At 66.2% G+C, this 15053-nt stretch carries 16 protein-coding genes; 9 read left to right on the top strand and 7 right to left on the bottom strand.

From position 1 onward, the window contains the following. Positions 1-23: 23 nt before the first annotated feature. Positions 24-1652 carry an APC family permease gene (locus PM1_RS18090; protein WP_009619552.1) on the bottom strand — a complete coding sequence of 543 codons (1629 nt, stop codon included), beginning with the start codon at positions 1650-1652 and terminating at the stop codon, positions 24-26. A gap of 322 nt (positions 1653-1974) precedes the next feature. On the opposite strand from PM1_RS18090, the gene PM1_RS18095 reads away from it, so the two are divergent. The 3 genes from PM1_RS18095 to PM1_RS18105 all read left to right on the top strand — a co-directional run bounded on the left by PM1_RS18095 (position 1975) and on the right by PM1_RS18105 (position 5329). Beyond that, the gene (locus PM1_RS18095) at positions 1975-2754 is read left to right on the top strand and encodes an AraC family transcriptional regulator (protein WP_009619550.1); all 780 of its coding nucleotides are present in this window, start codon (positions 1975-1977) and stop codon (positions 2752-2754) included. A 118-nt stretch (positions 2755-2872) separates the two neighbouring features. Further along, complete coding sequence (locus PM1_RS18100) at positions 2873-3265, top strand: GFA family protein (protein ID WP_009619548.1); 393 nt, start codon at positions 2873-2875, stop codon at positions 3263-3265. Positions 3266-3409: 144 nt separating this feature from the next. Further along, complete coding sequence (locus PM1_RS18105) at positions 3410-5329, top strand: tyrosine-protein phosphatase (protein ID WP_009619546.1); 1920 nt, start codon at positions 3410-3412, stop codon at positions 5327-5329. Positions 5330-5365: 36 nt separating this feature from the next. On the opposite strand, the gene PM1_RS18110 is transcribed toward PM1_RS18105, so the two are convergent. Both PM1_RS18110 and PM1_RS18115 read right to left on the bottom strand, forming a co-directional pair. Continuing rightward, positions 5366-6295 (bottom strand): AraC family transcriptional regulator, encoded by a 930-nt coding sequence (locus PM1_RS18110; protein WP_009619544.1) that lies wholly within the window; start codon positions 6293-6295, stop codon positions 5366-5368. 327 nt (positions 6296-6622) lie between these two features. Beyond that, on the bottom strand, positions 6623-7567 hold the full coding sequence (locus PM1_RS18115; protein WP_043300082.1) for an AraC family transcriptional regulator: 945 nt from the start codon (positions 7565-7567) through the stop codon (positions 6623-6625). A 93-nt stretch (positions 7568-7660) separates the two neighbouring features. On the opposite strand from PM1_RS18115, the gene PM1_RS18120 reads away from it, so the two are divergent. Next, positions 7661-8494: an oxidoreductase gene (locus PM1_RS18120; RefSeq protein ID WP_009619538.1), complete on the top strand. Its 834-nt coding sequence runs from the start codon at positions 7661-7663 to the stop codon at positions 8492-8494. Between the two features lie 509 nt (positions 8495-9003). Here the strand turns inward: PM1_RS18120 and PM1_RS18125 are convergent. Both PM1_RS18125 and PM1_RS18130 read right to left on the bottom strand, forming a co-directional pair. Then, positions 9004-9276 carry a hypothetical protein gene (locus PM1_RS18125; RefSeq protein WP_009619536.1) on the bottom strand — a complete coding sequence of 91 codons (273 nt, stop codon included), beginning with the start codon at positions 9274-9276 and terminating at the stop codon, positions 9004-9006. A 462-nt stretch (positions 9277-9738) separates the two neighbouring features. Next, a complete protein-coding gene (locus PM1_RS18130; RefSeq protein WP_009619524.1) occupies positions 9739-10695 on the bottom strand; it encodes an MBL fold metallo-hydrolase in 957 nt (318 codons plus the stop codon). Positions 10696-11157: 462 nt separating this feature from the next. Between PM1_RS18130 and PM1_RS31400 the strand changes: the two genes are divergently transcribed. Further along, positions 11158-11490, top strand: coding sequence for a tlde1 domain-containing protein (locus tag PM1_RS31400; protein ID WP_352230814.1), 333 nt, complete (start codon positions 11158-11160; stop codon positions 11488-11490). Beyond that, positions 11487-11825, top strand: coding sequence for a hypothetical protein (locus PM1_RS18135; RefSeq protein WP_024128337.1), 339 nt, complete (start codon positions 11487-11489; stop codon positions 11823-11825). Before PM1_RS31400 ends, PM1_RS18135 begins: the two co-directional genes overlap by 4 nt. Before the next feature lie 81 nt (positions 11826-11906). Here the strand turns inward: PM1_RS18135 and PM1_RS18140 are convergent, their stop codons facing one another. Then, positions 11907-12050, bottom strand: coding sequence for a hypothetical protein (locus tag PM1_RS18140; protein ID WP_446731344.1), 144 nt, complete (start codon positions 12048-12050; stop codon positions 11907-11909). Between the two features lie 227 nt (positions 12051-12277). Beyond that, positions 12278-13480 (bottom strand): PilT/PilU family type 4a pilus ATPase, encoded by a 1203-nt coding sequence (locus tag PM1_RS18145; protein ID WP_009619518.1) that lies wholly within the window; start codon positions 13478-13480, stop codon positions 12278-12280. 191 nt (positions 13481-13671) lie between these two features. On the opposite strand from PM1_RS18145, the gene PM1_RS18150 reads away from it, so the two are divergent. From PM1_RS18150 to PM1_RS18160, 3 genes are read left to right on the top strand one after another with little or no spacing between them, the layout of a single operon-like run. Next, complete coding sequence (locus tag PM1_RS18150; protein WP_009619516.1) at positions 13672-13950, top strand: peptidylprolyl isomerase; 279 nt, start codon at positions 13672-13674, stop codon at positions 13948-13950. A 13-nt stretch (positions 13951-13963) separates the two neighbouring features. Continuing rightward, positions 13964-14326, top strand: a complete 363-nt coding sequence (locus PM1_RS18155; protein WP_009619514.1) for an MmcQ/YjbR family DNA-binding protein — start codon at positions 13964-13966, stop codon at positions 14324-14326. Next, positions 14323-14880, top strand: coding sequence for a putative glycolipid-binding domain-containing protein (locus tag PM1_RS18160; RefSeq protein WP_009619499.1), 558 nt, complete (start codon positions 14323-14325; stop codon positions 14878-14880). Before PM1_RS18155 ends, PM1_RS18160 begins: the two co-directional genes overlap by 4 nt. The last annotated feature ends 173 nt before the right edge of the window (positions 14881-15053 follow it).

Raw genomic sequence — 15053 nt, forward strand, 5'->3', positions numbered from 1 at the left:
GAAGGCGTTGAGGGCGCGGGCCGTCAGGACGAAGCCTGGGCGTAGCCGCCCAGGGGGCGCTGGTCGCCGGCCACGTCGGCCTCGGCGTCGCATTCATCGTCGCCGCTCAGGCGAACCAGGTGGGCAGGCACGCCGGTGGCCGCGCCCCAGTAGTAGATGCCCATGGCGCAGGCGGCCACGGCCAGGGTGTCGAACGGGTGGCCGAGCACGCCGATGCCACCGAAGCTGCCGAGCCAGGACAGCACGATGGTCACGGCATAGAAGCCGATCAGCCAGGCCGAGGAGAGCACCTGCTGGCGCAGGTCCAGGTGGCGGGTCGGCACGAAGCGGCCGCACAGCAGGTACACCACGAACATCAGGATCTGCAGGCCGAGCAGCCAGGACACCGTGCCCCAGCCCGACCAGTAGACGATCAGCGCGGCGATGATGAAGGACAGCGGGCCGAGCACGCCCATGCCCTTGACCAGGAACGGGCGCGGCATGCCGGGCGCGCTGCGGCGCAGGGCGGCCACCGAGACCGGCGCCACGGCGTAGCTGAGCACCAGCGCGGCCGACACCACGTTGATCAGCGCTTCCCAGGAGGGGAACGGTAGGGTCCAGAACACCGACAGGCCGAAGGTCAGCCACAGCGCCGGGCGCGGGATGCCGGACTTCTCGTCGACGCGGGTGAACAGCTTGAAGAAGGTCCCGGTCTGCGCCCAGCCATAGATCACCCGCGGGGTGGCGTTCATGTAGATGTTGCCGCAGCCGCTGGGGGATATCACCGCATCGGCCACCACCAGGTAGGCCAGCCAACCCACCCCAAGGGCCAGGGCAATGTCGCGGTAAGGCAGGGCCAGTTGCCTGGACACGCTGGCCCAGCCGTTGGCCAGCATTTCCGTGGGCACGCCGCCGAGGAAGGCCGTTTGCAGCAGCACGTAGATGGCCGTGGAGAGCAGCACGGAAAGGATCAGCGCGAAGGGGATGGTGCGCTGCGGGTTCTTCACCTCGCTGGCCACCGAGATGATCGGCGTCAGCCCCAGGTAGGCGAAGATGACGCCACCGGCGGAAACCGCCATCTCCACGCCCGACAGGCCGAAGGGCGCGAAGCCCTGGGCCGAGAAGTTCTCCGGCTTGAAGAAGCAGAACAGCACGCCGATGACCAGCAGCGGCACGATGAACTTGAACATGCTGATCAGGTTGTTGGCCTTGGCGAAAGTCTTCACGCTGCGGTAGTTGAGCAGGAAGAACAGACAAAGCAGGCCGAACTGCACCAGCCAGCCGATGGCCGTGGGGTCGCTGGAGCCGGACTTGGTCAGCCCGGGGAACCAGGCGGCCGCGTACTGGCGGGAGGCGACGACCTCGATCGCCACCAGGCTGGAGAAGGCGATCAGGGTGATGAAGCCCATCAGGTAGCCCAGCAGCGGGCCGTGCGAGTACACCGGGTAGCGCACCACGCCACCGGCGCGCGGCAGGGCCGCCCCCAGCTCGCAGTAGACGATGCCCAGCAGCAGCACGGCGAACCCGCCCAGCAGCCAGGAGAAGATCCCTGCCGGGCCGGCGATGGCGGAAACGTGGCTGGCCGCGAACAACCAGCCGGAGCCGAAGATGGCTCCCAGCCCGATAAACGTAAGGTCCATCAACGAGAGTTGCTTCTTGAACTTGCCTGACATGGCGTTGCCTTCTTGTGCGTTGTTGGATAGGCAGATGCATTGCCACTCGACGCTGCGCTCCGGGTGCTGCCCGCAGGGACGAGTCGGCCGGCGGCAACCGCTTGTTCTATGAAGTTCGGCTGCACGCGTTGGCCATAGAGTGGACCGGGGCGGCGCCGGCGCGCTTGATGGTTTTCTTCAGCACGAATGACGAAATCGGCACAATTGCCCCGCTCGTCCGCGCCTGGATCGCGCCGCCTCTGCATACCCTCGACAGGCTGCGAGCCTTGCGGCAAGCTGCCCGGCAGCTTGTTGCCAGGCGGCTTTCAGGAGGCTGGAAACCATGTCGCAGAACGTGCTCGCCATGCTGTGCCAGGGGCATGAACTGCAGCGCCCGGAGAGCATGGAGGCGTTGCTGGCCAGCGTGTCGATGCTGCTGCCGATGCTGGACGTGATCCCCAATGCCGCGATCTTCATCAAGGACACCCAGGCGCGCTACGTCATGGCCAACCGCACGCTGGTCCAGCGCTGCGGCCTGAAGCAGTTGCAGCCGCTGCTGGGCAAGACCAGCGCCGAGGTGTTCCCGGCGCAACTGGGGCCGGGCTATACCGAGCAGGATCGCCGCGTGCTGGAACACGGCCAGGTACTGGAAGACAAACTGGAACTGCACCTGTACGGCAGCCGCGAGCCGGGCTGGTGCCTGACGCACAAGCGGCCGCTGTACAACCGCGACGGCGAGATCATCGGCCTGGTGGGCATCTCGGTGGACCTGCAGTCGGCCAGCGCCACCCACCCGGCCTACCAGCGCCTTGCCGCGGTGGACGAATACATCCGCGCGCACTTCCACCAGCCCATCAGCCTGGACGAACTGACGCGCATCACCGACCTCTCCGTGGCCCAGCTCGAGCGCTACTGCAAGCGCGTGTTCCACCTGACGCCACGGCAGCTGATCCACAAGGTGCGCCTGGAGCACGCCCACCGGCTGCTGCACACCGACCTGCCGATCACCGAAGTCGCCCTGCAGTGCGGCTATACCGACCACAGCGCGTTCAGCCGGCAGTTCAAGCAACTGACCGGTTTCACTCCGCGGCAATACCGCCAGGCGACCGGCCTCGAAGACTAGCGGGCTCGCCGCCGCTCCCCCGCCCGGCAACGAACGTCGGAAGCCGAAACCCGGCGACGGCCCGGCTGCTATTTTTCACGACGGACTTCCGAACCTTCGATTCCAGAGGAGATGCAGCATGGACCAGTTCACCGGCGGTTGCCTGTGCGGCAACGTCCGCTTCGTGGCCTCGGGGCGCCCCTACCGGGTCGGCCTCTGCCACTGCCTCGACTGCCGCAAGCACCATGGCGCGCTGTTCCACGCCTCGGCGATATTCCCCGAGGCGGCGGTAAGCATCGAGGGCGAAACCCGCGACTACGCGGGACGCTTCTTCTGCCCGCGCTGCGGCTCGTCGGTGTTCCTGCGCAGCGCCGACGAGGTGGAAGTGAACCTGGGCGCCCTGGATGCCCCGGACCAGTTCGTGCCGACCTACGAACTCTGGACCCTTCGCCGCGAGTCCTGGCTGCCGGCGTTCCCGCTGGCCAGGCACTATGAGCGCGACCGCGAGGGCACCGGCCGCTTCGAGGAGTAGGCGGCCACACCCACAGCACAACGGACGAAAAACGCAGCCCACGGACAATTCGCGCCGTGATTTTCCCGGCGCCGCGAACTGTAATATCTCGGTTCGCAACGATGCCGATAGTAGCCCCGCCAACCCGCTCGAAGAGGCTACATCGTGCTGCATCGTGTTCTGTTCTCCCTGTCCGCCCTCAGCCTGTCCATCGCCGCCCACGCCGCCGAGACCTACACCCTCGACACCCCGCGGCTGACCGGCATGGACAACTTCCGCGACATCGCCGGAACCACCACCGCCTACACCACCGCCAACGACGGCACCATGCGCTCCGGGGTGTTCTACCGCTCCAACGCGCTGACGCCCACGGCCTCGGACCTGGCCACGCTCGATGGCCTGGGCATCAGCAACGTCTTCGACCTGCGCACCGCCAGCGAAATCGCCGCCACGCCCGACACCCTGCCCGCCGGCGCCGCCTACCGCAACATCGACATCATCGGCAGCACCACCTCCGGGGCGAACGTCACCAACATCTCCTTCGGCAGCGCCGCCGAGGCCGTTGCCATGATGGAAGAAACCAACCGCGCCTTCGTCAGCGACGCCGGCATGCGTAGCCAGTTCGCCGAGCTGTTCAACGAACTGGCCGCGGCCGACGGCGCCGCCCTCTTCCACTGCACTGCCGGCAAGGACCGCACAGGCTGGACCGCCGCCGTGCTGCTGAGCATCGCCGGGGTGGACAACGCCACCATCATGGCCAACTACCTGGCCACCAACGACTACACCGCCGCCCGCGTCGCCGCGACCCTGGCGGCGCTGCCACCGAGCATGGCCGCCATCTACGCGCCCCTGCTCGGCGTGCAGGCCAGCTACCTGCAGGCCGGCCTGGACGAAGTGGTGGCCCGGTACGGCAGCATGGACAACTACCTCAAGCAAGGCCTGGGCCTGTCCCAGGAAACCCTCTACGTGCTGCGCGGCAAGATGGTCTACTACAACAGCCTGCCCGGCATGGAAGGCCTGGCCGGCAACGCCGCCGCCGGCGCGCGACTGCTGCAGCAACTGCAGAACAGCAGCCTCTCCGGCGCCTACAGCGCCTACAACTACTACCTGCAATCGGCCATCGACGCCGGCAGCCTGGGCGGCGTCGAGTCCACCGTCGGCGGCCAGGCCCACGCCGATGCCGCCAGCTACCTGCTGCGCCAGGACGCGCTGATCGACAGGGCCGCCGCGCCCTTCGCCAGCGGCACCGACCTCAAGCCCGGCCAGCGCCGCCTGTGGAGCACCGCCCTGGCCGGCTACCAGGGCAACGACGGCTCGTCCCGGGCCGCCAGCAGCAACGAGCATACCCAGGGCCTGATGATCGGCCTGACCCAGCGCTTCAGCGAGCAGCTCAGCGCCAACGCCGGCTTCGGCTACAGCCGCGGCAGCGTCGGCGGCGCGGGCGGCGAGGTGGACACCGACCTGACCTTCCTCCGCGCTGGCGCGCGCTTCGCCCCGGGCAGCCTGGAGCAGGGCCTGTTCGTCGACGCCGACCTGAGCACCGGCTGGCTCGACTACGACAGCAAGCGCGACCTCGGCGGCGGCCTGGGCACCGCCAAGGGCGACAGCCACGGCACCCTCAGCGGCGCCGGCGTGGCGCTGGGCTACCGCATCCCGGTGCGCGACGCGATCCTCGAACCGAGCCTGGGCCTGCGCATCAGCCACCTGGACCTGTCCGGCTTCCAGGAAAAAGGCAGCGAACTGGCCCTGGACATCGACGGCATCGAGCAGACCCGCCGCAGCGCCGTCGCCAACCTGAAGGTGAGCTTCATGCCCATCGCCCTGAGCGGCGGCTGGCAACTGGTGCCGGGCCTGGACCTGGGCTACGACCACGCGCTGGGCGACTACGAGGTCGACAGCGAAGGTCACCTGCTGGGCCTGGACGTCGCCCAGCGCGCCGCCTTCGACAACCGCGACCAGTTCAGCGGCGCGGTGAACGTCATGGCCAGCCTCGGCGACCTGAGCCTGGGCGCGGAAGTCGGCGCCCTGAGCGGCAGCGGCAGCCATGGCTACAGCGGCAGCCTCAAGGCCAGCTACCAGTTCTGACCGCCCGTCCCTGCCCGGCCGACTGGCCGGGCATCGCTAATGGCGGATACCCTTGCGCACATCCGCCGGGCTCAGCCCGAAGGCGCCCTGGAAGTACTGGCAGAAGCGGCCAACGTTGCTGAAGCCCAGGCACAGGGCGATTTCGCTGACCGAGGGCGAAGCGTCCTGGCGCAGCGCGTCGTACGCCCGCTCCAGGCGGACCTGGCGCTGGTAGGCAACGATGGAGCAGCCGACGAAGCGCCGGAAGCCCTCCTGCAAGGCGCGCAGGCTGACATTCGTCAGCGCCGCCAGCTCGCCGCCGCTGACCAGGGCGTCGGGATGCTCGCGGATGTATTCCACGGCCAGCTTCACGTGGCGCGGCGCAATCAGCGGCCCCGGCCGGCGCAGCGCCTCGCTGTAGTTGTGCGGCCAGGCTTCCAGCACCGAATCCACCAGCATCTCCTGCAGGCGGGCGGGCATCAGCGCGCTGGAACTGGCCAGGGCGTCGAACTCCGCGCCGGTGGCCAGGCCGACGATCGCCTTGATCCCCTGGAAGGCCTCCACCTTCAGGTCCACCACCGGCTGGAAGCGCACCGGGCGCACCACCGGGCGGCCGAGCAGCGTGGCGAGCCGCCTGGCGAACAGCCCGCGGCGCACCGACAGCCCATACTGCGCATGGCCATCGCCGAAGCCCACCGAGCGCACCGCGGCCTTCTCGATGGCCAGGCCGACCTGGGGCACGCCCACGGTCTCGCTCGCCTGGTTGAACACGATGCGCCCGGCGGTGGGAAAGACGAAGGTGATCTCGTCATCCATGTCGGGCAGCGCGGTGAGGAAGTCGCCGCGAAAACTCAGGCACCGGAAGCTGACGCCCTCGTAGCGCCCGTAGACGCCGGCGATGGCGACCTTGCGCCGCAGGGGCGGAAGGCCGGAATAGAGATCGCCGAACATCCGCGTGAACAGCGCGCCGAACTCGTCGGCGTGCATATCCTCGGAACGGATGAGAAACGGTCTGCGCGAAGTACCTGTGTCCACCGTCCTGCCCCATCTGCCGGCAATGCCAGGAAGCCGCCCGCACCGCGGCGGGCAGCATGCGGGCGCCAGGGTAGCGGCCGCGGATTACAACGATGTGATACCGCGCCCTCCTCCCAAAGTCCGCCCCTGCAGCATGAGCGAGCATGGCTTTCGTAGGATGGGTTGAGCTTGCGAAACCCATGCGGTTGCGCTGATGGGTATCGCTTCGCTCAACACCATCCTACGACGACGTTTCTCCTGCACCCGTAGCGGACTCCGTCCGCGATTGCGCCGAACGGCCTAATGGGAAGACACATACACCCCCTCCCCATGCACCGGCGGAATCGCAAAACTCTCCCGCATCCTCCTGGCCTCCACCTGCGGCGAACGCCCGAACAACCGCTTGAACTCCCGGTTGAACTGCGACGGGCTGGCGTAGCCCACGGCATGGCTGGCGGCCTGCGCTGTCATGCCCTGGCGCACGATCAGCAGCCGCGCCTGGTGCAACCGGGTGCACTTCACGTACTGCATGGGCGAGGTCTGGGTGATCGCCTTGAAATGGCTGTGGAACGAAGGAACGCTCATGCCGGCCTCCTCGGCCAGCTGCGGCAAGTCGAGCGGCTGCGCGTAATCGGTGTGGATGCGCCGCAGCGCCCTGGCGATCCGCCCGAACCGCCCCTGCATGGCCAGCGCCGCGCGCATGGCGGTGCCCTGGGCGCCGGTCAGCACGCGGAAATACAGCTCGCGCAGCAAGGCCGGGCCGAGCACCGTCGCCTCCAGCGTGTCGTTCAGCGCCGCCAGGAAGCGCAGGACGGAAGCGGCGAGCGCGTCATCCATGGGGCTCGACATCATGCTGCGCGGCGCCTCCTTCGGCGAGGGCGCCTGCTGCTGGTCGATCTGGATCATCAGCTCGGCGGCGAGCTGAAAATCCAGGTGCAGGTAGATGGCCAGCAGCGGACGCTCGGCCGTCGCGTCCGTTTCCATGGTGAAGGGCACGGGCACGGCGACGGCCAGGTAATGCTGCTCGTCGTACACATACACCTGATCGCCGAAATACCCGCGCTTGCAGCCCTGGCACACGATCACGATGCCGGGGTCGTAGAGCACGGGCGTCCGCACCAGGGGCCGGTCCGACCTCAGGATGCGCACGCTGGCCAGCGACGTGAGGTTGTACCCCTCGTTGGGGGCCAGCGCCTCTAGCAGGGCGACCATGCGTTCTCGCTCCGAGGGATGATGTCGGTTCATAGGATTAGGCAATAAAGTCAGAAGATGCGGTCTCTAAAACAGGCCAGCGGATAAGTATTGTGCGCTCATCCCCACTGAAATGGAGCCACCGCCATGTCACCCCGCAAAACCTTGTTGATCACCGGAGCCAGCAGCGGCTTCGGGCTGGCCCTCGCCCAGGAGGCACTGGCGGACGGCCACCGCGTGGTGGGCACCGTCCGCAGCGAACAGGCCAGGGCCGCGCTGGAAGCCCTGGCCCCCGGCCGGGCGCTGGGGCGCCTGCTGGACGTGACCGACTTCGCGGCCATCGAGCCGCTGGTCGCCGAGATCGAAAAGACCGTCGGCCCGCTGGATGTGCTGGTGAACAGCGCCGGCTACGGTCACGAAGGCATTCTCGAAGAATCCCCGCTGGCGGAAATGCGCCGGCAGTTCGACGTGAACGTGTTCGGCGCCGTGGCGATGATGAAGGCGGTGCTGCCATACATGCGCCAGCGGCGCCGCGGCCACATCCTCAACATCACCTCGATGGGCGGCTTCATCACCCTGCCCGGCATTGCCTACTACTGCGGCAGCAAGTTCGCCCTGGAGGGCATATCAGAAGTGGTGGGCAAGGAGGTCGAAGGCTTCGGCATCGCCGTGACCGCCGTCGCGCCCGGCTCCTTCCGCACCGACTGGGCCGGCCGCTCCATGGTCCGCAGCCCCCGCAGCATCGCCGACTACGACGCACTCTTCGACCCCGTGCGCCAGGCGCGCCAGGAAAAAAGCGGCAAGCAGCTGGGCGACCCGAGGAAAGCGGCCAGGGCCATGCTGGAAGCGATAGCCTCGACGAATCCCCCCGCCCACCTGCTGCTGGGCAGCGATGCACTCGGCCTGGTGCGCCAGAAACTGGAGGCGCTGGAAGAGGAAATAGCGGCCTGGGAAGCCACCACCCGCTCCACGGATGGATGAGGCGTCGGCCTGCACGCGAATCGCGGACAGAGTCCGCTCTTACCCCTTCCGGCAGATATGACACCCCGTAGGATGGGTTGAGCGAAGCGATACCCATCACCACGACCGCATGGTTTCGCCAAGGCTCAACCCATCCTACGAAGAGCGCCCCGGCGCGACCTGTAAGACAGTTGCTCCTACAGGCTGACGCCGAACCTCCCGCCCGCGCCGGACAGCCCCCTCTCCCGCTTGCGGGAGAGGGTTGGGGAGAGGGCGCTCTTGAACCCGACGCCCAAGCCACCGGTAAACCCCATTCGCGAGCAAGCTCGCTCCTACGCCGCCCCACCCACGTCACTCCCCTGTAGGAGCGCGCCCTGCGCGCGAATCTCGGGCAGGGCCCGCTACGGTTCCAAGAAGCACGGCTTTTCGTAGGATGGCGTTGAGCGAAGCGATACCCATCAGCGCAACCGCATGGGTTTCGCAAGCTCAACCCATCCTACGAAGAGCACCTCGGCGCAAGACTGCTGCTCCTACCGGCCAGCCACCAGAGCCTTCTCCCGCGCCAGCCCGTACAACTGCCGCGCCTCGCCCACCAGCGGCACCAGGGCGGAGGCCAGGCGCGACGTCTCGTGCACCAGCACGTCGCCGACGTCATGCACTTCCAGCACCCGCAACAGGTCCTCCAGCGCATTCAGCCGGCGTTCGGCCACATCGTAGATATGTTCCGCCGGCGCGGCGGTATCGACATAGAGCACGCCCTCGGACGCCTGGGCCTGCAACGCAACCAGCCTGCGATCAGCCATGGCGCACCTCCCGGGGGAAGACGAAGGACGAATGGGACAACGGGGGATACACGACAGACACGAAGTGATACGGCATTTCCATTGCTCCTTAGTACGGAGGAAGGAGCCGCCAACCCGGGAATGGGTGGCGGATCGTGCGGGGTCGCAGTACCGGCGAGAGAAGCAAGAACCGGCCAGGCCGAAGCCCGCCCCGCACGACCCGCCATAACTGCATCTCGCAGCAGGCAAGAAAAAGCGCCTGTGCAAGGTGCATCGGCGCTTCGTGCGCTTCTCTACTCGACCGGACTGCGATCCGGGCCACGGGATTGACCGTGGCGGAAGGGAATCTAGCGAGGGGGCTTGTAGGCTCACAAGGGAGAATGTGGGTGGGAAATTTCAGGAGAATCCATGAAGGCCAGGAGCGGGCCGGCGCCGGGCTCCTGGCCGGTGAAGGTGTGCAGCCCATCCGGGCGGGCCGGACCGTCAGTAATCCCAGAAAGCCGCAATCCAACGGAAGGCATCGCCGTCGACGGCCACCCGGCCAACGGAGGGGAACGGCAGGTGCGTGGCCACCAGCAGCTCGCCGCTGGCCGCCGCCTCCTGCATAAGACGGACGCGCACGCGCACCGATTCCTCGGGGTCGTGCTCGAAGCCGTTGTGCCAGTCGGGGTGGTCGAAGGCCACCGGGAACAGGGCGTCGCCGGCGAAGGTCAGGCGCTCGCCGGCGGATGTCACATGGACCACGCTATGCCCCGGCGTGTGGCCGCCGGTGAGCCTGGCGACCACGCCCGGCGCCACCTCGTGCTCATCCTCGAAGGTATGCAGCTTGTCGCGGTATGCCTCCATGAACTGCCCGGCAGTCGCGCGCAGGACGTCCGGCACCGGCGCTGGCATGGAGGTGAGGGAGAAATCGGGCGCCGCCCAGAACGCCACCTCGGTGGCCGCGACGTGAATGCGCACATCCGGGCGCAGCCGGTTCTTCACCTCGTCGACGAGCAGCCCGCCGATGTGGTCCATGTGCATGTGGGTGATCACCACGTCGGTCACCGACGCCAGGTCGATACCGGCCGCCTCCAGGCGCCGGGGGAACTGCCCGGCCCGCGGAAAACCGGGGAACTGCCCGCCCAGGCCGGCGTCGACCAGAATGGTCTGCTCGCCGCTGCGCACCACCAGCACGTTCAGCGCCCAGTCGAACGCCTCCGGGCCCAGGAACATGTCCTTGAACCAGGCCGCGCGGGCAGCCGGCTCGGCATTGGTGGACATGGTCGCGGTCGGCAGCGGCAGCACCCCATCGCTGACCACCAGCACGTCGATCTCGCCGACCCGCAGCGCATAGCGCGAAGGCACCAGCTCTTCCCTCGCCTGGTGTTGTGCATTCTTTTGGGTGGAATTCTTTTGGGCGGAATTCTTTGGGACGGAATAGTTCAGATGCATGTTCATGACGTTTCCTCGGAAGAAGTGGCCAATAACCTGGAAGTCGTTCCTTCGGGCTCGGCTGGGCGATAGGCGAGCACCGAAATGCAGGGCCGTTGCAGCGAATCGTCCGCTGTGAACCCATGCTATTGAGGGGGACTTCCTGGCGCACTTCTCCATCGGGACGGCGGGGCCATACCTCTGTGGCGGGGGGATATACGAAGGTATCTACCGGGACGCAGGCAGATTCCTACCAACACCCCAGACTCGTCCTATCGATTTTTTAATTCCGCTAAATCTAGCCTGGATTTTCCTCTTGCACAGTCGGGCAAACTGACAACTTGCAAAAGGAATGGCCACCAGCACAGTACAACACCGCATTGATATCGGCCGACATGGGTCCTTAAACATCAGGATCAACCTTCAACAACAGCACAAAACAAGGAAACGTTAATGCCTTGGATATTTCAACAAAGCACAGGCAAGCTGATGCGCAATGGCGTATTGGTGGGAACGGGCTACGCTGGCAAGAATGAAGGAAAAAACAACCCTCACATGCAGACAGTACCGAATATTGGCCCCTTACCAAGGGGCGAATACAAAATCATTGGGCACCCCTTCCATCATCCGCACACAGGGAACTATTCAATCAGGCTTGAACCTAAACCCACGACTTCAATGTACGGAAGAAGCGGCTTTCTAATTCATGGCGATAGCGCCTCAAACCCTGGCGGAGCTTCCAGTGGCTGCATAGTGCTCCCGTTCAATATACGCCACCAAATATGGAATAGCGGTGATCGTGACCTAGAGGTAACACAGTGAAGCGATTGATTTTTTCTGCCCTATTCTTGCTTGCCTCGAAGTCCTTTGCAGCTTCGCCAAACTGTCAATCCTGGCCTATGAACATGGCCGAGGTTTGGCTCAAGAACAACAACATAATTGACATACAGAGCATCGACAAAGAAAAGACACGTTCAACCCTGCTTGCCACCGAAAAGAAGAATGGCGACCTGTATACCCAGGTTTACCTCTTCACTTTCTACGGGAAAGATGGGAAATCCTTTGACGTCATCACGCAGAGCGATGCGACCACAGAGGAATGCTCGGCAAGCGAGGTGAATGTCTTCCTGGTTTCGAAGCATGAGATCAACCACTGATCCTAATGGTTGATTCGAAAGCGTCCATGCAGTTCTCCAGATTGGGAGAAGGGATGCGCCGCCAGAACAGCGGCGCTCCGCTCAGTAGCCCAGCCCCGCCAGTATCTCCCCCCCCGACTTGGCGGCCGGGCGCCCGTAGAAGGCCGGCAGGCGGTCGGCGCGGTTGGTGAAGAAGCCGTCCACGCCGGCCTCGGACAGGCGCTTGAAGTCCACGTCGGAATCCACCGTGTAGGAGCGAGCTTGCTCGCGAATGAGCCCCGCAGCGGAGTCTGTTCGCGAGCAAGCTCGCGCCTACAATGCATCCACCTCCGAGCCCTCCTGTAGGAGATTCGCGCGCAGGGCGCGCTCCTACATTTATTGGCGCGCCATGGCTGATGCGGCGGCGCGCCGGGGGGGCAAGGTCAAACGGCGGATACCCGCGAACGGTTATTCGCCCTACCCTCGCCCACCCTTCAACCGCCCTTCTTGTCTTCCTCGTCCTCGGCCTTGATCTCTTCCAGGGCCAGTTCCAGGCCCCAGCTGGAGGCTTCCACCACGGGCGCGGCCGGGGTTGCCGGCTGGGCGCTGGCGGCCTGGGTCTGGGCCGCGGCCGGGTTGTCCCGGTGCAGCTTGAGCTTCAGCCGCAGGTTGTTCGCCGAGTCGGCGTTCTTCACCGCCTCTTCCTCGCTGATCGCGCCTTCCACCGCCAGGTCGAACAGCGCCTGGTCGAAGGTCTGCATGCCCAGGGCGCGGGACTTGTCCATGATCTCCTTGATCGAGCTGAAGTCGCCGCGCTTGATGATGTCGCTGATGGTCGCGGTGCCCAGCAGCACCTCCACCGCGGCGCGGCGCTTGCCATCCTGGGTGCGCACCAGGCGCTGGGAGACGAAGGCCTTGAGGTTGTTGCCCAGGTCGTTGAGCAGCTGCGGCCGGCGCTCTTCCGGGAAGAAGTTGATGATGCGGTCCAGCGCCTGGTTGGCGTTGTTGGCGTGCAGGGTGGAGATCGCCAGGTGCCCGGTGTCGGCGAAGGCCAGGGCGTGCTCCATGGTCTCGCGGTCGCGGATTTCGCCGATCAGGATCACGTCCGGCGCCTGGCGCAGGGTGTTCTTCAGTGCGGCGTGGAAGCTGCGGGTGTCCACCCCCACCTCGCGCTGGTTGATGATCGACTTGCGGTGCCGGTGCACGTACTCGATGGGGTCCTCGATGGTAATGATGTGCCCGCCGCTGTTGCGGTTGCGGTGGTCGATCAGCGCCGCCAGGGAGGTCGACTTGCCCGAGCCGGTGCCGCCGACGAAGAGCACCAGGCCGCGCTTCTCCATCACCACCTTGAGCAGCACCTCGGGCAGCTTCAGGTCTTCGAACAGCGGGATGTCCAGCTTGATGTTGCGCGCGACGATGGACACCTCGTTGCGCTGCTTGAAGATGTTGATGCGGAAGCGCCCGACGCCGGCGACCGAGATCGCCAGGTTCATCTCCAGCTCGCGCTCGAATTCGGCCTTCTGTTCCTCGTCCATGATGGCGTCGGCGATGCGCGCCACGTCGCCGGCCTTCAGCGGTTCGCTGGACAGCGGCTTGAGCACGCCGTTGAACTTGGCGCAAGGCGGCGCGCCGGTGGAAAGGTAAAGGTCGGAACCGTCCTGGCTGGACAGGATCCGCAGCATCGCTTGGATTTCCATCTGTACTGCATCCGCACGCTAGGGGAGGCGCTGCCCACGACAGGCAAGCACTTGTAGGAATAATCATCAGACTCTAGGTAGGCCGTCAGACCGGCACAATGCCAGCCCCGGAAAAATGCGATGTACGTCACTGCCTCGCGGGCGACCGAGCGGGAGTACAATCGGCCATTTCCTTCAGCCGAGAACCTTCCATGCCCGTCGCCATGGCCCGCCACATCCTGGTCAAGACCGCCGCCGAGGCCGAGCAGCTCAAGCAGCGCCTGGCCAAGGGGGAAGACTTCGCCGCCCTGGCGAAGAAGCACTCCACCTGCCCCTCCGGCAAGCGCGGCGGCGACCTCGGCGAGCTGCGCCCCGGGCAACTGGTGCGCAGCGTCGACGCGGTGGTGTTCAAGAAGCCGCTGAACGTCGTCCACGGCCCGGTGAAAAGCCAGTTCGGCTACCATCTGGTGCAGGTCTATTTCCGCGACTGACGCCGGAGAACCCATGACGCCCGACCAGATCGCCCGCTTCTGCCTGCAATTGCCCGGCGCCCGCGAAGACCTCAAGTGGGGCAGCAACCGGGTGTTCTCGGTGGCCGGCAACAAGATGTTCGCCATCCTCGACTTCCTCGACGAGGGCCGCGGCGGCCTGGCCTTCAAGGTCGGCCCGGAACTCTTCCTCGGCTTCGTCGACCGCCCCGGCATCCGCCCCGCGCCCTACCTGGCCCGCGCCCACTGGATCGCCATGCAGCGCCCCTACCCTATGGGCGCCGACGAGTTGCGCGAGGCCCTCACCCGCTCGCACCAACTGGTGGTCGCCCGCCTGCCCAAGCGCCTGCGCCTGGGCCTGCTACTGGACCCGGCATGAACCGCCAGCTCACCTGGGAAGGCCTGTGGCAGGCCCCGCCGGCCAGTTGGGAGCGCCTGCTGCTGCAGGACGGCCGCGCCGACAGCCAACTACGCGTGGCCGCCGCCGACGGCCAGCCGCCCTACCAACTGGAATACCGCCTGGAATGGGACGCCGACTGGCGCCTGCGCGAGGCCGAGCTGCTGGTGGAGGGCGAACACCTGCAACGCCACCTGGCGCTGCTGGCCGACGGCCAGGGCCGCTGGACGCTGGGTGACGGCACTGCGCTGGCAGAGCTGGACGGCTGCCTGGACATCGACATCTGGCCCAGCCCCTTCACCAACACCTTCCCGATCCGCCGCCTGGGCCTGGGCGATGGCCAGTCGGTGGCGCTGGAGGTGGTCTACGTGGAGGCTCCAAGGTTGCAGCCGAGGAAAATGCGCCAGGGTTATACGCGGCAGGATGCCCATCATTATCTGTACCGCAACCTGGAGGGCACGGACTTCCAGGCGTTGCTGGAGGTGGATGGGCAGGGGTTGGTGGTGGATTACCCGACGTTGTTCCGGCGCGTCTGATTCCCCGGTAAACGCGGAGCGCCCCCCGAACAGGCGCTTCGTGCTCGAATCCGGGGCGCGCCGGGGATCACGGTCAAACGGCGGATAACCGCGAACGGTTATCCGCCCTACGCCAAGCTCACCCGTAACGTAGGGCGTACAACCGTTCGCGGTTGTACGCCGATACACCCGGC

The sequence above is a fragment of the Pseudomonas sp. M1 genome, assembly GCF_022760135.1.
Classification (GTDB): Bacteria; Pseudomonadota; Gammaproteobacteria; order Pseudomonadales; family Pseudomonadaceae; genus Pseudomonas; species Pseudomonas citronellolis.